This is a genomic window from Stenotrophomonas sp. NY11291 (assembly GCF_023277365.1).
Classification (GTDB): domain Bacteria; phylum Pseudomonadota; class Gammaproteobacteria; order Xanthomonadales; family Xanthomonadaceae; genus Stenotrophomonas; species Stenotrophomonas geniculata.
Genome location: NZ_CP096975.1, coordinates 1,383,936 through 1,400,110 on the forward strand (window position 1 = coordinate 1,383,936; position 16,175 = coordinate 1,400,110).

The window sequence follows — 16,175 nt, forward strand, 5'->3', positions numbered from 1 at the left end:
CCGTTTCCCCTTCCACACCGCAGTACTCGAACGCCGGCCCCGCGCCGGCGTTCGTCGTTAGGGGAAAAAGGGGACGGAGGGGATTAAGTCGCAATTCCCCAGTCTTGCCGTTTACGACTTAATCCCCTCCGTCCCCTTTTTTGCGAGGAGGCGCCAGGTGGCGAGGCTGCCGTAAAGCAGCAGCAGGACGGTGAGGGTGATCAGTTCGTGGCCGACTTCAGTCAGGCGGGCGTCCATCTGGTTCAGGCGCACCATCAGGTTGATGCCCGAGGTGGTCGGCAGCAGCTGCGCCAGCCAGACCAGCGGTTGCGGCGTCATCACCGCCGGCCACGACAGGTTGGCCAGGAAAAACAGTGGGATCGAGGTGGCGATGATGTACTGGAAGGCGCGTTCGCGGGTGCGGAAGAAGCTGCCGACGAACAGGCCGAACGCCACCGTGGCGGCGATGAACAGCGTGCCGCCCAACAACTGGCCCAGTGGATTGCCGCCGCGCGGATAGTCCTGCACCCACGCGGTGAAGCCGGCGTACCAGAACAGACCGAACAGGCCGATCAGGCTGAAGCCCAATGCCATGCCCGCCAGCGTTGGCAGGTCGAAGCGCAGGCGCCGGCCCAGCGCGAGTCGGCGGCCACCGAGCAGCACGCCGATGCCCATCAACAGGGTCTGGTGAACGATCAGCTCGGCCACGCCGGGCACGATGGCGCTGCCATAGCCTTCCTGCGTGTTGTACAGCGGGCGCTGCACCAGGGTGACCGGCGGTGCCTGCGGTGCGCCCATGAAGGCCGCCTGGCCGACTACCGCCTCACGCCCGAACGCGCCCAGTGCATCGGCCACGCTGCCCAGCACCCAGCTGGCACGGCCCAGGTAGGCGCCGTTGCCGAGCAGCACCAGCTTGGCCGGATGGCCGCGCAGGATGTCGCGTTCCAGGTTGGCCGGGATCAGTACGATGCCCTCGGCGTGGCCGGCTTCCAGCTGCTGGCGTGCACTGTCGATGTCGGCCGGTTGCCCGACCACGCGTGCAACGCGGAGTGCATCGAGCTTTCGCAGCAGCGCGCGGCTGGTCGCGCTGTGGTCTTCGTCCACCACCAGCACCGGCAGGTTGCCGGCCACCTGGTGGCGGTACGCGGCCGGGTAGAAGAACGAGTACAGGATCACCGCGCCGACCATCACCACGATCGCGTAGCGATCGCACAGGACCGCCATCAGGGTCTGCCGGAGGCTGCGCCAGAGTGCGCTCATGCGTCTGCCCCTGCCGGTTGTGCGGCTTCGGGCGTGCGCGCAAAGGCGATCAGGCGCAGGCCGCCGATGCCGCCGGCCACCATCGTCATCAACAACAGCGTGGTCAGCGGCCATATCGAAACCTGCAGCGGCGAACCGATGAACTGCTGCTGGGTCTGCAGCTTGATGTAGGCGCTGAGTGGCAGCAACTGATGCCAGATACGGGTGAACAGGGGGCCATCCAGCACCGGGAAGGTGGCGCTGGAGAATGCCAGTGCGGTGCCGATGCTGAGGCCGACCGCGGACAGCGCGGTACCCATGTCGCGGGTGACGCCGACGAAGAACAACGCGTAGGCGGCCGTGGCCAGGTAGAACAGTGGCTGTGCGAGCAGCAGCACGAGCGCGCTGCCGGCCACACCATCGCCGCGCAGGCAGGCCAGGTACCCAATGCCGAGCGCGCCATACAACGAGAACAGCAGAGTGTACGGCGCGACCTTGCCGGCAATCGCCGACCACGGCGTGCGACCCAGCCAGGCGGGCAGGGTGCCGTCGCGGATCTCGCGGCCAAGGCTGCCGGCTACGGCCAGCGCCAGTACCAGCGACAGCACCGCCGGGAAGATCAGTGGCAGCAGGAACAGTTCGTAGCTGCGTGCCGGGTTGTACAGGATGTCCGACTGCACCGCGATCGGCGCCGCACGCAGCTTGCCCGGGCCGACCTGCAGGCCGATGCGCTCGCGCAGCAGGCGCGCGTTCCAGGCCGAGACGGCGTCGCCGATATCGCGCGCCGCCGACTGGCCAGTGGTCATGTAGGTGGCGTTGTAATAGGCGAACACCGTGCCCTGCCGTCCACGCAACGCTTGTCGGGTGACATCACGCGGCACCAGTACGATGGCGAACACATCCAGGCGGCGCAGCTGCGAACGGGCGTCTTCCATGTCCACGGGCTGGCTGGCGATGCGCACGCCGGGGCTGGCATCGAGCATGCGCAGCAGCAGGCGGCTGTCACTGCTGTGGTCGAGGTCGACCACAGCAATGGGGATATCGCGCATCACCGACGGCGTGAACATCCACGCCATCACCGCCAGCATCAGCAGGGGCAGCAGGGTCACCAGCAGCAGGTCGGCACGGTTGCCGCGCAGCGACTGCAGCTCGCGCCGCCACGAAGCGGCGAAGCCGTTGCGGTCGGGGCTCAGTGCTGGGGCCATGCGAACAGCACGCTCATGCCGGGGCGGAAGCCCTCGATGCGGCGTACCGGGCGCACCCGCACCTCGAAGCTGCGGACGTCGTAGCCGGACGACTGACGGGTGGTGCGCCAGGTTGCATAGTCGCCGGCCGGATTGATGAAGTAGACCTCGAACTCACCGTCCTGGTTGAGTGCCGGCACGCTGCCCTGCAGCTTGCTGCCGACCTTCAGGCCCTGCATCTGCGATTCGCGCAGGTTCATCGCCACCCACATGCGGTCGATGTCGACCAGGGTGAACACGGGATAGCCGGCTGGCACCAGCTCGCCCGGGTCGGCCATGCGCTTGTTGATCTCGCCGGCCACCGGCGCGCGCCCTTCGACTTCGACACGCGCAGCGTTGACTTCGGCCACCGCGCCCTGTGCCTGCTGCACCTGGCCCTGCGCGGCGCGCTTGTCCTGCTCGCGTGCGCCGGCCAGCGCCATGTCGTACTGCGCACGGGCGGCACGGGCCAGTTCACGCGAACTGGTGGCCTGGGCATGCGCTTCATCGCGCTTCTGCCGGGTCATCACCCCTTCGTTGAACAGGTTCTGCACGCGCTGGTAGGTGGCCTCGGCCAGCGTCGCACCGGCTTCGGCGCGCTTCCAGTTCGCTTCGGCGGCGCGGATGTCCTCGCTGCGCGCGCCTTCGTCGGCCTTGTCGGCCACCGCCTGCGCGGCGGCCAATGCGCCATGCGCCTGCTGTTCCTTGGCGGCCACTTCGGGGCTGTCGAGCAGGAACAGCACCTGGCCGGGCTGCACGCGGTCGCCCTCGCGCACCTTCAGTTCGGCCACGCGCGCGGTGATCTTGGCGGCCACGTTGATCGTGTCCGCATCGGCCATGCCCTGGATCTGGTCGGCCGGGCTGCGCCAGGCCAGCCACAGGCCGAGCACCACCACGACCAGCAGCACCACTATCAGGATCGGGCCCAGACGGCGCTTGGCTGGGGGCGTCGTCGCATCGTCGTGCAGCACATCACTCATGGTCGATCACCTCGTCCGCACGCCGCCGGAACTCTTCGAAACGGTCCATCTGTCCACTGACCTCCAGCAACTGTGCCAGCGCAATATCGTATTGGTAGGCGGCCTGCGCGCGCTCGACACGGGCACCGCCCAGGCCGAGCCGCGCGTCGATTACATCAAGCGAAGTCGCCTGGCCTTCGCGGAACGCCAGTTCCTGCAGGCGCAGGTTTTCCTGTGCCTGGGCGATGCTGCTGTCGAGCAGCACGTACTGCTGGCGCGCGGTCTCCAGCTCATTCCAGGCCTTGCGCACGCCCAGTGCGACCTGGTTTTCGGCCTCGCGCAGGCCGGCTTCGGCCTGCTCCTGCTGCGCGCGCGCAGCGCTGATCTGCGCCGGCCGCGAGTTCGGCGACAGGAAGGTGTACTTCAGGCCGATGCCGAACGCCCAGTCCGGGTCGGTCAGCATTTCGTCGCGGCGGCGGAAGTCGTACTGGCCGAAGGCGAAGATCTGCGGTTTCAGCTTGGCCTGCTGCACGCGCACGCCCTGTTCGGCCTGCGCCACCATCGCCCGCAGGCGTGCGATCTGCGGCTGGCGCGCCTGCGCGGTGCGCTCGAAGCTGGCCACCGGCTCCAGCGGCACGCGCTGCACGAACAACGGCGATACGGGCTGTACTTCGCCACCACTGCGCAGCAGCGTGGCCAGCGCAGCCTTCAACGTGGCCAGATCGTTCACCGTCTTCTGGTACTCACGCTCGGCCTTGTCGCGGGCCACGGTGGCCTGCAGGCGCTGAGCACGGGTGGCGAAGCCCTCGCGCTCCAGCTTCTCCGCATCGGACAGATGTTGGTTGAGGCCATCGCGCACGTCGCGGCGTACGTCCACTGCCTGCTCGGCCAGGCGCTGGCCAAAGTAGGCCTGGGCCAGCTGCACGGTCAGCGATTGGCGCTGTGCTTCGCGTTCGGCACTGGCCTGTTCGTGGGCGGCGCTGGCGGCACGTTGCGCGGCCGGAATCACGCCGCCGGTGTACAACGGCAGCACCGCAGTGACCACGGGCCGGGTACGCCAGTCGCGCTCGGTGAACGACAGCGGCGAATCGATGCCGAAGGCTTCAGCCACGGGGGCCAGCGAGCCCAGCGGCAGGGTGAGGGTCTTCTGGAACTGCAGGCGGCGCACTTCGCCGGTGATCTCCGGCAGGCGCAGCAGGCGGGTGGCGTCCTGCAGGTCCTGCTTGTTGCGTACCGCTGCGTCAGCGGCCGCCAGTGCATCGGAGACCTGCTCCAGGCGTTGCCGCGCCTGTTCCCAGTCCAATGCAGGTGCGTCGGTGTTGTTCTGCGCGGACGCAGCGAATGGCAGGCAGGTCGCCAGCGCCAGTGCCAGCGCCAGCGCGGGCTTCGCGCGGTGCATCCTTGTACGTCGGCCGATCACGCCCATGCCGTCCCAGTGGTGAAGAAGTGCGCAAACGGTAGTGCGCGCGGCGTGAAGCCCGGGTCTGCGGTCATCGGATTGTCCTCAACGAAGGGTGCCGCTGGCCGCAGTGCGCAGCGCCTGGGTGATGTGCTGCAGCGTGCTTGAACGCACGGCGGCATGCTGCCAGTACAGCGGCACATCGAGCCAGCGGCGGGGTTCCAGTACCACCACGCGGCCGGCGCGCACGGCGGGTGCGACCAGCGTTTCCGGGGCCATGCCCCAGCCGAGTCCGCACGCGGCGGCTTCGACGAAACCGGTGGAGGAGGGCAGGTAGTGTAGCGGTGGCTGCAGCCGCGCGCGGGTCAGGCGTCGCACGAAGCGCCACTGCAGTTCATCCTTGCGGTTGAACACCAACATGGGGGCGTGCGCCAGGGCCGCGGCCTGCATGCCGTCACTGAAGTACTGGCGGGCGAAGCCGGGCGAGGCGATGGCGTGGTAGCGCATCGCGCCGAGCGGGTGTACGTTGCAGCCCTTCACTGGCTGGCCTTCGGCGGTCACTGCACCCAGCACACTGCCGTCGCGCAGCAGCTGCAGGGTGTGGTCCTGATCGTCCATGCGCAGGTCGAACAGGTAGCCATGGCGTTGGTGCAGGTCGGCGATGGCCGGCACGAACCAGGTATCGAGCGAGTCGTCGTTGACCGCCAAGGGGATCGGCGTACGTGCGGCGTCGCTGCCGCGTTCGGGCAGCAGTTCGGCCACTGCCTCGGCCTCCAGCGCCTGCATCGGCCGTACCCGGCGCAGCAGTGCCTCACCGGCGGCGGTGGGCCGGCACGGTGCCTGGCGCACCACCAGCACCTGGCCAAGCCGGTCCTCCAGGGCCTTGATCCGCTGCGACAGTGCCGACGGACTGATCGACAGCCGGCGCGCCGCAGCCTCGAAGCTGCCTTCTTCCAGCACTGCGGCAAATGCGGACAGTTGCGGATGTACCAGGTCCACCAGTACCTCTTCAGTATTTCTGCACAGGATAAAGAAAAATCAGTTTGTCTTAACGTGTCCGTTGGCCGCACCCTGCGCGTCCCCCCGCTGCCTGGCCTGTCCTGATGTGGATCGCCGCTACCGCCGCCGGCCTGTTCGCAGGTGCCGGCCTGATCATCGCCATCGGTGCGCAGAACGCCTTCGTGCTGCGCCAGGGCCTGCAGCAGCGTCATGTGGGGAGGGTGGTGCTGGCCTGCGCCGGTACGGACATCGCCCTGATCCTTGCCAGCGTTGGCGGCATGGGCGCGCTGGTGCTGCAGTGGCCGCTGCTGCTGCAGGTGCTGCGTTTCGGTGGTGCGGCCTTCCTGCTCTGGTATGGCCTGCAGGCAGGCCTGCGCGCGTGGCGCGGGGGCAGTGCGCTGGCCGCCGCCGAGGCGCAGGGCGGCAGTGGGCGCCAGGTGCTGCTGACCTGCCTGGCCTTCACCCTGCTCAACCCGCACGTCTATCTGGATACGGTGGTACTGCTGGGCAGTCTGTCCACGCGCTACCCGGGCGATCTGCGCTGGGCCTTTGCCGCCGGTGCGTGCGTCGCCAGCGTGGCCTGGTTCTGTTCTCTTGGTTATGGCGCGCGCCTGTTGCAGCCGGTGTTCCGCAGACCGGGCGCCTGGCGGATGCTGGACGCCGGCGTGGCGGTTTTCATGTTCTGCCTGGCCACGCTGCTGCTGTTGCGTCCTTTATCGCCATGAGTGCGTGACGCACGCCGGTGTTGCGTATGTGTTCCATCGATACGGTTCACGTGGCCGGATACAGCGCGGATAATGCGCGCCTGGTCGCGACCCCGCCGCGCATGCCGTTGTTCGGCAGCCCCCCGGTCGCCTGTGTTCTCGTTGTACGACCGCCACGGTGCGGCATCGGTGTTGCATGAAAGACAATCTACAGCTGCTCCTGTCCCACCTGGGGCGCACCTCCCTGTTCGGCCTGATGATGGCGCTTCCGCCTGCGTTGGCCTGGCTCGACATCCATTGGCTGGGCAATGCCGTCGGCGAGTGGTCGCTGGTCGAACTGACCCAGGAAGGCTTCCTGGTCGCCAGCGTGGCTGCCTTCGTCCGGCTTGCGTTGCGGCGTGCCGATGATCGGGCCTTTGCCGTGCTGGCGGCAGCGCTGTTCGCCTGCATGCTCCTGCGTGAGATGGATGAGGCGCTGGACCTGATCGCACACGGTTTCTGGAAGTATCCGGTGGGTGTGCTGATCATCGGCTCACTGGCCTGGGCCAGCCGCGACTGGCGCCGGGCCATGCAGGCGCTGGTGCGTTTTCTCGTATCCCGGCCGGGTACCGTGATGACGATTGGTCTGGTCCTGCTGCTGTTCTATTCGCGCCTGATCGGCATGACGTCGTTGTGGACCGGACTGTTGGGTGATCAGTACATCCGTGTGTTCAAGAACACCATCGAGGAGACCACCGAGCTCCTTGGTTACACCTTCATTCTCGCAGCCAGCGTCGGCTATGTGGCACATCGGGTGCGCGAGCCGCTGACGGCGCGCAAGCGCACCGTGCACGAGGACGCCGGGATGCAGCAACGGCCACTCTAGGCGCCATCCACCGCGCATAACGGCGTCTCGCCGGGGCGCAGGGTCAGTACGCGCACGCCGCTGCGGGTGACTGCCACGGTGTGTTCGAACTGCGCCGACAGCTTGCCGTCGCGCGTGTAGACCGGCCATGCGTCCGGCTGCTGGCGGATGGCCGGCTTGCCCTGATTGAGCATCGGCTCGATGGTGAACACCATGCCTTCTTCCAGCACCATGCCGGTGTGGGGATGGCCGTAGTGCAGGATCTGCGGTTCCTCGTGCATTTCCTGGCCGATGCCATGGCCGCAGTATTCCTTCACTACGCTGTAGCCGTGGCTGCGCGCGTGGCGGGCGATGGCGTGGCCGATGTCGCCCAGGCGTGCGCCGGGGCGCACCGCGGCGATGCCTTTCCACATCGCCTGGTAGGTGGTCTGCACCAGCCGGCGCGCGGCGTAGTCGACCTCACCGACCAGGTAGGTGGTGCTGGAGTCGGCGATGTAGCCGTTCTTCTCCAGGGTGATGTCGAGGTTGACGATCTGACCGTTGTGCAGCACGTCGGTGGTGCTGGGCACGCCGTGGCAGATGATGTTGTCGATCGAGGCATTGAGCACGTACGGGAAGCCGTACTGGCCCTTGCTGGCCGGCCGCGCCTGCAGCTCATCGACGATCATGCGTTCGACGAAATCGTTGATCTCCATCGTGCTGCGGCCCTGCAGCGGCAGCTGGTCGAGTGCGGCGAACACCTGCGCCAGCAGGCGACCCGATTCGGCCATCAGCGCGATCTCGTCGGGGCGCTTGATGATGCCCATCGGCTCAGACCTGGCCCGGGGGCAGCAACGGTGGCTGCACGCCGGCCGCGCGCAGCTCGCTGGCGACGATGTCCTGGAAACTCAGCGTAGGGTTCAGCTCGCACAGCATGCCGACCCGGATCCAGAAGTTGGCCTGGGCGTTGATCGAACGGCTGGAGACGGTGCAGGCACGGCGCAGCTGGTCGTGCAGGGTGTCATCGATGTTGACGATGCCCATGGGCGGTCCTGGAGGGTTCAATATACGAAGCGTATATGTTTCGTATATTCATCTCAACCCGGCGTCGTTCAGTCCACGCGTGTGGCGAAGCGCAACCGGTTGTCGTCCGGGTCGCGCAGCAGCATTTCGCGGCTGCCCCATTCGGTGTCATGCGGGGGCTGCTCGATCGGCACGTTGGCCGCGCTGAAGGCGCGGTGCAGGCTGTCAACATCGTCGACGATGAAGTACACCGCGCCGCCGACCTCGCAGTCGCCGCTGTGCTCGGTGAGGAAGATCGTCTGGCCGTCGCGGGTGAGCTGGGCGAACAGCGGGAAGCCGGGTTCGAAGCGATGTTCCCAGTCGACCACGAAACCCAGCCCCTGCACGTAGAACGGCAGGGTGGTGTCGGCATGGCGCATGCGCAGTTGCGGGATGACGGTCTGGGGCATGGCGAGGGCTCCGAGGTGGGAACCCAGTGTAGAGCCGAGCCATGCTCGGCTGCTGTTCGCGGTGCCCGCAGTCGAGCATGGCTTGACTCTACAGAAGGCGCCAGCCGAGCGTGGGCTCGGCTCTACCCGGCTCTGGTAGTTGCCAACCTTGGTTGGCATTGCCGGACAGTGGTCAGCAGGCCGTCGGCACGGCGGCCATTGCCGCCAGCAGTTCGCGGTTCACCTGCTGGTGCCGGGCCTGCCAGGCAGGAAGATCATCGGCGCTGACGTCCGGCTGGCCATCCAGCGACGACAGCCAGCGCTTGAAGCGGCTCTGGTAGTTGGCCAACGACACTTCGCCGGTGATGTCACTGCCGACCAGGCCGCCGGCGCGCAGTGCTTCGATCACCACCAGCGCGTGTTCCAGCTGGAAGCGGCCCTGGTCCCAGTTGCTGCGGGCGACGTCCGCGGCGAACACGTCCTTGTCGATCGACAGATAGGTCGGCTGCGGCGACTTGGCCTGCTCGGCAGCGAACGCGGCGACCAGGGCCTCGGGATGCTCGAAGCGGCGGAAGGCGTGGCCCATGCCGAGGCGATGGCCCCAGTCGACATCCACGTCCATGCACCAGTACGTCAGGCGCCCGCCCAGCAGCGGGCGCCAGTGGTTCTCCCAGGCATGGCCGAGGCCGATGTCGCTGGAGGTGATGCCGAGTACATGGATGTGCGAGATTTGCGGCAGCTTGCTGGCGGCGTTGACCCACGACCCGCAGTGCATGCCGAACGGGAAACGCATGTTGTCCGGATGGTTGTCCAGCACCACCAGCTGGAACGACGCCTGCGCGCGCATGCGGCGCAGCAGCGGCAGGCTGAGATGGTGGAAGTCACCACTGCCGAGCATGACCGTGCCGAGCTGCGCGGGCAGCGGTGCCAGCACTTCGGCGGCGAAACGGTCCAGGGTGGCATTGCTGCAGGCGAAGCGCAGTGGATCGTGCCACTGCGGCAGGGCCAGGGTCTGCGCCTGTTGCAGCGGCAATACGCCACCGTCCAGGTCCAGGATCAGCGGGGAACGCACCAGCATCGCTCAGCCACCTCCATCAGGTTCGCCCTGCAGGTACGGGGCCAGCCGGCGCAGGGCGGCACGCAGCAGCGGGGAACGGGCATGGATCGCGTGCCGGGTGGAGGTGAAGCGCGCCCCCAGCTCGGCCTTGATCCGCGAGTCGGTCCAGCCGGCCACGTAGTGGCTCAGGCCGTGCTGCAGGGCGTACTCGAGGTTGTGCATCCAGCTGACCGCGTACAGGTTGTGCTCGCGCGACTGCGGGTAAGCCAGGCCGATGTACTTGTCCACCAGCTTGCCGGCATGCACGTAGCACAGGTTCCAGCCGATCAGCTGGCCCTGGTGGCGGTACAGGAACATCCGTCCCTGGCCCTGGCTGTCGGCCAGCAGATGCTGGAAGTAGGGCAGGCCGAGCTGGTCGAAGTGCACCGCGCTCTGCGCATACACACCCAGGTACAGCGCATGCAGTTCGGCCTGCAGTCGTGGGTCGGCCAGGGCCGGATCACCGGTGGCGATACAGTCGATCTGCAGGTCATCACGCGAGCGCAGCTTGCGCCGGATGTTCTTGCGGCGCGAGGACGACAGGCGGCCGAGATAGCCGTCGAGCGAATCGAAATCGATCGCCACCCAGGCCAGCGGCATGCCTTCAAGTTCAACGAAGCCGCGCGCCAGCAATGCCTGCAGGAAGGCAGCACTGTGCGCGTTGGCCGCATCGTCCAGCAGTGGTGAATCGATCGCCAGGTCCTTGACCACCAGCAGCCGGGTATCGCCGATCGCGTGACGCGTCACGTCCTCGGCCAGCGCCTCCGGCGCGACGTGTGCCGGCAGCGGGGTGTACTCGGTGCTGGTGGCGCCAACGAAGCGGGTCTGCCAGGTGATCCACGGCCGCCATAGGCGCGACAGCGGGAGGCCGAGCAGCCTGCCGCGCAGTTCGTCGTCCATCGTCGTGGTCAGGTCCAGCGGTGCACGGAAGGACGGCAGGCCGCTGGGAAGGCGGCCTGCCTCGAATCCGAGCGGCGGGTGGGCCAGGAAGCCCTCCAGCAGCGCGGCCGGTTCCAGCGCGGTGCTGGATGCGCGTGACGTCATCTCCATCGGCACGGGAACCGGCAGCGCATCGACCTCAGCCCTTGGCCTTGGTCAGCGCCTGGTCGAGCAGGGTGATCGCCAGGTCGATTTCTTCGTAGCTGATGTCCAGAGACGGCGCAAAGGTGATCACGTTCTTGTACCAGCCACCCACGTCGAGCACGAGGCCCATGCGCTTGCCGTCGTGCAGCAGGTCACCGGCCAGGCCGATGTCGACCATGCGGTCCAGCAGTTCCTTGTTCGGGGTGTAGCCGTCGGCCTGGCAGATTTCCGCGCGCAGGGCCAGGCCCAGGCCGTCGACGTCGCCGATTTCCGGGTGGCGCTTCTGCAGGCCACGCAGGCCGTCGAGGAAGTACGCGCCCTTCTCCGGCACGGTGCGCTCGTAGTCCATTTCCTTGCCCAGCTTCAGCACTTCCAGGCCCAGGCGGGTGCCCAGCGGGTTGGAGTTGAAGGTGGAATGGGTGGAGCCTGGCGGGAACACGGTCGGGTTGATCAGCTCTTCGCGAGCCCACAGGCCCGACAGCGGGTTCAGGCCGTTGGTCAGCGCCTTGCCGAACACCAGCACGTCCGGGGTGACACCGAAGTGCTCGATCGACCACAGCTTGCCGGTGCGCCAGAAGCCCATCTGGATTTCATCGACGACCATCAGGATGCCGTACTTGTCCAGCACGCGCTTGAGGCCGGTGAAGAAGTTGCGCGGCGGAATGACGTAGCCGCCGGTGCCCTGGATCGGCTCAACGTAGAACGCGGCGTACTCGGCCTGGCCGACCTTGGGATCCCACACGCCGTTGTACTCGCTTTCGAACAGGCGCTCGAACTGCCACACGCAGTGGTCGGAATACTCGTCCGGGGTCATGCCCTTCGGGCGACGGAAGGGGTACGGGAACGGGATGAACATCGCACGCTCGCCGAAGTGGCCGTAGCGGCGGCGGTAGCGGTAGCTGGAGGTGATCGAAGACGCACCCAGGGTGCGGCCGTGGTAGCCGCCTTCGAAGGCGAACATCAGGCTCTTGCCGCCGCGCGCGTTGCGCACGATCTTCAGCGAGTCTTCAATGGCCTGCGCGCCGCCGACGTTGAAGTGCACGCGGCCGTCGAGGCCGAACTTCTCGTGCATGTCCACGGCAATGGTCTTGGCCAGCTGCACGCGGGTCGGGTGCAGGTACTGGCTGGCGACCTGCGGCAGGGTGTCGATCTGGTCCTTCAGCGCGTCGTTCAGGCGCTTGTTGCTGTAGCCGAAGTTGCAGGCCGAGTACCACATCTGCAGGTCGAGGTAGGGCACGCCCGCACCGTCGAACATGTAGCTGCCTTCGCCGCGCTGGAAGATCTTCGGCGGGTCGACGTAGTGGACGGTGTCGCCGAAGGAGCTGTAGCGGGCTTCGTCGGCCAGCAGCTGCGCGTCGGAGGCAGCGGCGTCGGCGTTCTTGTCAAAAATGTTCATGCAGTTCGGTTCCGTGAAGGGCGTTCGAAAGAGGTGGCGGGGGCGTGCTCAGGCGGTGGCCAGCAGCAGGGGCAGTGCGGTGGGCTGCGGGCTGGCGTCGATGCGGCGTGGCTGCAGCAGGTTGCCATCGAGCAGGCGCGGCAACAGCGCGATTGCATCGTGGAAGGTAGCGATGGCGGCATGCCCGATGCCGGCATTGGCGCAATGGGTGATCAGGCGGCGCTTGGCGAACACGAAGTCGGCATCTTCGGATACGCAGAAATCCGAGCTGCCGTCACCGATCATCAGCACGCGCGGTGCTTCGTTGGCGCGCGCCTGCGCGGCGCAGGTGCATTTGCAGGTGCCACTGCGGCAGCCTTCGGCCTGGTAGGGCGATTCCAGTTCCCAGTGGTCCCCGCACCAGCGCAGGTGGTTGGCCACCACCGGCAGTCGCGACAGGCCATGGTTGGCGAGGATGCGGTGGATCGCATAATCCAGGCCGTCGCTGACGATGCGCAGCGGCACGCCCAGCTGCTCGGCGCGGGCGACGAAGGCGACGAAGCCCGGATCGATCTGCACCTGGTCCAGGTGCGCATCGAGCGTGGCCGGGTCCAGCTTCAGCAGCCGCACCTGGCCCTGCATGCATTCACGCGAGCCGATCTTTCCAGCCTTCCATTGGTCTTCCAGTTCCTGCCAGCCCGGCTGGCCGTACTTTTCCAGCAGCGAGTCGATGACATCTTCGAGGCTGATGGTGCCATCGAAGTCACACAGGATGCTCCAGTGCATGGGCAGGTCCGTCGATGAAAGAAACGCCCGGCCCGATGCCGGGGCAGAATCAATGTAGGCAGGCCGCCTTTCTCGTTCCTTTCCTGTTGAAAGGCTTCATTGACGGGCTGGGAAAGCGTTCAGGAAGGTGCATGGATGAATGCGTGAGGTGCAGTCCATCCGTGGGTCTTGAAGTCACGCGCGGGCCAGCACCTGCAGTATTTCGGCCGTCTCTTCACGGGTCTGCCAGGCACTGTTGCCAAGGGTAAGCATGCGTGCGGCGAAGTCGCGTGCGTTGGGCATGTCGTCCTGCGGCACGATGCCGCGCAGGTACGCGTAGTCGGGCAGGGCATGGATGAACATGCGGCTGGCGCCGAGCCCGCGTGGCCACAGGTCTTTCAATACGGCATCGCGGGCGCGCTGGCTGGGCAGCAGCAGCATCAGCATCGGCCAGGTGCCACCGCTACCGGCAAGGCCGTCGACCACCTCAACGGCTGGCAGCTGTGCCAGCTGCACGCGCAGCTGCAATGCACGCAGGCGCCCTGCCTGCAGGAAGGCCGGCAGGCGCCGCGCGGCATGGGCACCGATGTTCTGCCGCCACTGGCTGACCCGGTGCTGCGGAATCTGCAGCGGGAAAATGTCACCGACCGCTTCTTCCAGGTCGCCACGCTGCAACGCACTGCGCAGCGGATTGCCGTACACCAACGACAGCAGCGATGGCCGATAGCAGGCGGCCAGGCCAAGCAGCTGCAGACTGCGCAGCAGTTCCCAGCGCAGGCTGGAACGCACCTGTTCGGCGGCATGTCCGGCCAGCGCGGCACGCAGCTCGTCATCGCGGCTGACCAGCAGGCCGCCTTCGTGCAGGCTCAGGCCCTTGCCGGCGGCTAGGCTGAAGAATCCGATATCGCCACGCAGGCCGACACTGCTGCTGCCGACCCGTGCACCGAGCGCCTGCGCGGCATCCTCGATCACCCAGGCGCCAGCGCCGCGCGCAACCTCGCAGGCCAGCTCGACATCGGCGATGCGCCCGCCCAGGTGGGTGGGCAGGATCGCCAGCGTGCGTGCGTCGGCCAGGCGCTTGAGCTGGCCGGGGTCGAAGTCGAAATGGCCGTGGCGGGTATCGCACAGCCGCACGCGCAGGCCCAGGCTGTGCACCGCGATCGGCACCAGCGGGCAGGTATAGGCCGGCAGGATCACGGTGTCGCGCTTGGGCGCACGCTTGCGCAGCGTACGCAGCGCGATCAGCAGCGCGTGTGTGCCGGAACAGGTCAACTGCAGCGGCGGTGTGCCGAGCTGGCTGGCCAGGATCGCGCGCAGGTCGCCACCACCGGGCAGGAAATCGCTGGCCTGCATCGGCAGGCCAGCCGTCGGTGGCAGTTCGCGCGCGAACAGGCTCATCGCAGGGGGCTCACGCGGCGCTTTCGGCGGGGCTGTGCGGGTCGTCGGCTTCCGCGCGGCCGAGGCAGACGATGCCGGCCACGATCAACACCGCACCGAGCAGATGGTGCAGCGTCAGCGGCTCGTTCAACAACCACGCCGACAGCAGCAGCACGCTGATCACTTCCAGGTGCGAGGCGGCGAATGCGGGGCCGATCGGCGCATGCCGCAGCAGGCTCATCCAGGTGAAGAACGCACCCACGTAGCCGAGGATGGCGCCGTACACCCACGGCTGCGACAGCACGCGCAGCAGCCACGCAGTGTTGGCCTCGACCGGCAGCGCGGCATCGCCGGCGTACTTGAAGCACAGCTGGGCCAGCGTGTCGAAGGACATCAGCAGCGGGAAGCCGATGACATACAGGCGCCTCATGAGCCGGCCCCCACCACCGCCACGCCCGCCGTGACCAGCAACATGCCGGTCACCCGCAGCGGCGTGAGTTTCTCGCGGAACAGGAAACGGCCGGCGATCATCAGCGCGACGATGTTGATCGAGCCGAGCAGCACGCCCTTGGACAACGGCACCAGCGACAGGAACGCGATCCAGGCGACAAACTCAAGCACGTAGCAGGCGATGCCGATCCACAGCCAGGGGCGGCTGAGCATGTGTTTCCAGCGTTGCAGTCCTTCGCCTTCCTGCGGATCGCTGGCGGCGGCCTTGAAGGCGAGCTGGCCACCGGTATCGAGTACCACATTGGCCAGCCACAGCAGCGTGGCAAGTGCCCCCATTTCAGGCCACCGCCTTGAGCACGCCCGTGCGTTCACCGATCTCGGTGAAAAAGCGCGCGCTGCGGCGGATCACGTCGCGGCGTTCGCGGTCGATGGTGATCATGTGGTAGCTGTCTTCCAGCACCACCAGTTCCTTCGGACCGCTGACCCGCGACATCACCAGCTCGGCGTTGCCCATGCTGGCCACGTCGTCTTCGCGGGCGTGCATCACCAGGCACGGTGCGGTGACCTGGTGCAGATGGCGTCGGGTCCAGTTGCTCAACGCACGCATCTCGGCCAGCGCATGCCAGGGGTTGCCCGGTAGGCCGGCGGCGGCGCTGTCGCCGGACAACATGGCGGCGCTCACCTGCGCACGCAGGCGCTCGTCACGCAGGCCGTACGGCGGTTCTTCCATGAACATGCGGTCGCGGCCGATGTTGAAGCGCTTGAACCACGGCAGCAGGAACGAGAAGCGGGCCACGGCGGGAATGTTCCAGCCGTCGTAACGGAACGTGGCGCCGTACACGCCGACCCCGGACACCCATTCCGGGCGCCGGGCAGCCAGGGCCAGCGACAGCACCGCGCCCATCGACAGGCCGCCGACGAACAGCTGGTCAACCTTGCCGCGCAGGGTTGCCGCCGCATCTTCCACGCCCTGGTACCACTGTTCCCAGGTGGTCGCCAGCAGGTCATCCACGGTGCCGCAGTGGCCGGGCAGCTGCACGCCGTGCACGGTGAAACCGGCGTTGTTCAGCCCTTTGCCCAGCATGCGCATTTCCGCCGGGGTGCCGGTCAGGCCATGGACCAGCAGCACGCCCTGTGGGCCACCGGGGAGGAAGAAGTCGTGCGATTCGGTCACCTGGCGGCTCCGGGACGGCAGTGGGGATGGCAGGATCGCAAGCGCGATTTTCGCCAGCCTTTCAGCGCCCCGGGCCGGG

18 protein-coding genes are annotated in these 16,175 nt (G+C 67.3%); 2 read left to right on the plus strand and 16 right to left on the minus strand.

All coding sequences use genetic code 11. The annotated features are described in order from the left end of the window. Window positions 1-111: 111 nt before the first annotated feature. The 5 genes from M1L61_RS06470 to M1L61_RS06490 all read right to left on the minus strand — a co-directional run bounded on the left by M1L61_RS06470 (window position 112) and on the right by M1L61_RS06490 (window position 5,798). A complete protein-coding gene (locus tag M1L61_RS06470) occupies window positions 112-1,239 on the minus strand; it encodes an ABC transporter permease (RefSeq protein ID WP_248854463.1) in 1,128 nt (375 codons plus the stop codon). Next, a complete protein-coding gene (locus M1L61_RS06475; RefSeq protein ID WP_057502540.1) occupies window positions 1,236-2,423 on the minus strand; it encodes an ABC transporter permease in 1,188 nt (395 codons plus the stop codon). Before M1L61_RS06475 ends, M1L61_RS06470 begins: the two co-directional genes overlap by 4 nt. Beyond that, window positions 2,408-3,421, minus strand: coding sequence for an efflux RND transporter periplasmic adaptor subunit (locus tag M1L61_RS06480; RefSeq protein ID WP_019337572.1), 1,014 nt, complete (start codon window positions 3,419-3,421; stop codon window positions 2,408-2,410). The genes M1L61_RS06475 and M1L61_RS06480 overlap by 16 nt, the downstream gene beginning before the upstream one ends. Then, window positions 3,414-4,826, minus strand: a complete 1,413-nt coding sequence (locus M1L61_RS06485; RefSeq protein WP_248854464.1) for a TolC family protein — start codon at window positions 4,824-4,826, stop codon at window positions 3,414-3,416. Before M1L61_RS06485 ends, M1L61_RS06480 begins: the two co-directional genes overlap by 8 nt. 78 nt (window positions 4,827-4,904) lie before the next feature. Beyond that, window positions 4,905-5,798, minus strand: coding sequence for a LysR family transcriptional regulator ArgP (locus tag M1L61_RS06490; protein WP_010483208.1), 894 nt, complete (start codon window positions 5,796-5,798; stop codon window positions 4,905-4,907). Window positions 5,799-5,902: 104 nt separating this feature from the next. On the opposite strand from M1L61_RS06490, the gene M1L61_RS06495 reads away from it, so the two are divergent. Continuing rightward, complete coding sequence (locus tag M1L61_RS06495; RefSeq protein WP_248854465.1) at window positions 5,903-6,523, plus strand: LysE/ArgO family amino acid transporter; 621 nt, start codon at window positions 5,903-5,905, stop codon at window positions 6,521-6,523. Window positions 6,524-6,698: 175 nt separating this feature from the next. Then, window positions 6,699-7,367, plus strand: a complete 669-nt coding sequence (locus M1L61_RS06500; protein ID WP_010483204.1) for a hypothetical protein — start codon at window positions 6,699-6,701, stop codon at window positions 7,365-7,367. On the opposite strand, the gene map is transcribed toward M1L61_RS06500, so the two are convergent. The 11 genes from map to M1L61_RS06555 form a co-directional block, all read right to left on the minus strand. Then, complete coding sequence (map, locus tag M1L61_RS06505; protein ID WP_029379858.1) at window positions 7,364-8,146, minus strand: type I methionyl aminopeptidase; 783 nt, start codon at window positions 8,144-8,146, stop codon at window positions 7,364-7,366. The genes M1L61_RS06500 and map overlap by 4 nt on opposite strands. Before the next feature lie 10 nt (window positions 8,147-8,156). Next, a complete protein-coding gene (locus tag M1L61_RS06510) occupies window positions 8,157-8,369 on the minus strand; it encodes a ParD-like family protein (protein ID WP_005412680.1) in 213 nt (70 codons plus the stop codon). A gap of 68 nt (window positions 8,370-8,437) precedes the next feature. Next, window positions 8,438-8,797, minus strand: a complete 360-nt coding sequence (locus M1L61_RS06515) for a VOC family protein (RefSeq protein WP_010483197.1) — start codon at window positions 8,795-8,797, stop codon at window positions 8,438-8,440. Window positions 8,798-8,969: 172 nt separating this feature from the next. Further along, window positions 8,970-9,854: an arginase family protein gene (locus M1L61_RS06520; protein WP_171954037.1), complete on the minus strand. Its 885-nt coding sequence runs from the start codon at window positions 9,852-9,854 to the stop codon at window positions 8,970-8,972. A gap of 3 nt (window positions 9,855-9,857) precedes the next feature. Next, window positions 9,858-10,922 (minus strand): GNAT family N-acetyltransferase, encoded by a 1,065-nt coding sequence (locus M1L61_RS06525; protein WP_248854466.1) that lies wholly within the window; start codon window positions 10,920-10,922, stop codon window positions 9,858-9,860. Between the two features lie 28 nt (window positions 10,923-10,950). Further along, window positions 10,951-12,351 carry an aminotransferase class III-fold pyridoxal phosphate-dependent enzyme gene (locus M1L61_RS06530; RefSeq protein ID WP_005408663.1) on the minus strand — a complete coding sequence of 467 codons (1,401 nt, stop codon included), beginning with the start codon at window positions 12,349-12,351 and terminating at the stop codon, window positions 10,951-10,953. A gap of 48 nt (window positions 12,352-12,399) precedes the next feature. After that, on the minus strand, window positions 12,400-13,116 hold the full coding sequence (locus M1L61_RS06535) for an MtnX-like HAD-IB family phosphatase (protein ID WP_248854467.1): 717 nt from the start codon (window positions 13,114-13,116) through the stop codon (window positions 12,400-12,402). Between the two features lie 174 nt (window positions 13,117-13,290). After that, window positions 13,291-14,493: a DegT/DnrJ/EryC1/StrS family aminotransferase gene (locus tag M1L61_RS06540; protein ID WP_248854468.1), complete on the minus strand. Its 1,203-nt coding sequence runs from the start codon at window positions 14,491-14,493 to the stop codon at window positions 13,291-13,293. Window positions 14,494-14,503: 10 nt separating this feature from the next. Further along, a complete protein-coding gene (locus tag M1L61_RS06545) occupies window positions 14,504-14,902 on the minus strand; it encodes a DMT family transporter (protein WP_010483185.1) in 399 nt (132 codons plus the stop codon). Further along, entirely contained in the window at window positions 14,899-15,258 is a 360-nt protein-coding gene (locus M1L61_RS06550; protein WP_012479558.1) for an EamA family transporter, read from the minus strand. Before M1L61_RS06550 ends, M1L61_RS06545 begins: the two co-directional genes overlap by 4 nt. Before the next feature lies 1 nt (window position 15,259). After that, complete coding sequence (locus tag M1L61_RS06555) at window positions 15,260-16,096, minus strand: alpha/beta fold hydrolase (RefSeq protein ID WP_019337582.1); 837 nt, start codon at window positions 16,094-16,096, stop codon at window positions 15,260-15,262. Between the last annotated feature and the right edge of the window lie 79 nt (window positions 16,097-16,175).

Bases quoted from the DNA above. Each gene is read 5' to 3' on its own strand.
- M1L61_RS06545 (WP_010483185.1), bottom strand. From the start codon at position 14,902: ATGAGGCGCCTGTATGTCATCGGCTTCCCGCTGCTGATGTCCTTCGAC.
- M1L61_RS06470 (WP_248854463.1), bottom strand. From the start codon at position 1,239: ATGAGCGCACTCTGGCGCAGCCTCCGGCAGACCCTGATGGCGGTCCTG.
- M1L61_RS06525 (WP_248854466.1), bottom strand. From the start codon at position 10,922: ATGGAGATGACGTCACGCGCATCCAGCACCGCGCTGGAACCGGCCGCG.
- M1L61_RS06480 (WP_019337572.1), bottom strand. From the start codon at position 3,421: ATGAGTGATGTGCTGCACGACGATGCGACGACGCCCCCAGCCAAGCGC.
- M1L61_RS06495 (WP_248854465.1), top strand. From the start codon at position 5,903: ATGTGGATCGCCGCTACCGCCGCCGGCCTGTTCGCAGGTGCCGGCCTG.
- M1L61_RS06475 (WP_057502540.1), bottom strand. From the start codon at position 2,423: ATGGCCCCAGCACTGAGCCCCGACCGCAACGGCTTCGCCGCTTCGTGG.
- M1L61_RS06530 (WP_005408663.1), bottom strand. From the start codon at position 12,351: ATGAACATTTTTGACAAGAACGCCGACGCCGCTGCCTCCGACGCGCAG.
- M1L61_RS06485 (WP_248854464.1), bottom strand. From the start codon at position 4,826: ATGGGCGTGATCGGCCGACGTACAAGGATGCACCGCGCGAAGCCCGCG.
- M1L61_RS06550 (WP_012479558.1), bottom strand. From the start codon at position 15,258: ATGGGGGCACTTGCCACGCTGCTGTGGCTGGCCAATGTGGTACTCGAT.
- M1L61_RS06500 (WP_010483204.1), top strand. From the start codon at position 6,699: ATGAAAGACAATCTACAGCTGCTCCTGTCCCACCTGGGGCGCACCTCC.
- M1L61_RS06535 (WP_248854467.1), bottom strand. From the start codon at position 13,116: ATGCACTGGAGCATCCTGTGTGACTTCGATGGCACCATCAGCCTCGAA.
- M1L61_RS06515 (WP_010483197.1), bottom strand. From the start codon at position 8,797: ATGCCCCAGACCGTCATCCCGCAACTGCGCATGCGCCATGCCGACACC.
- M1L61_RS06520 (WP_171954037.1), bottom strand. From the start codon at position 9,854: ATGCTGGTGCGTTCCCCGCTGATCCTGGACCTGGACGGTGGCGTATTG.
- M1L61_RS06540 (WP_248854468.1), bottom strand. From the start codon at position 14,493: ATGAGCCTGTTCGCGCGCGAACTGCCACCGACGGCTGGCCTGCCGATG.
- M1L61_RS06510 (WP_005412680.1), bottom strand. From the start codon at position 8,369: ATGGGCATCGTCAACATCGATGACACCCTGCACGACCAGCTGCGCCGT.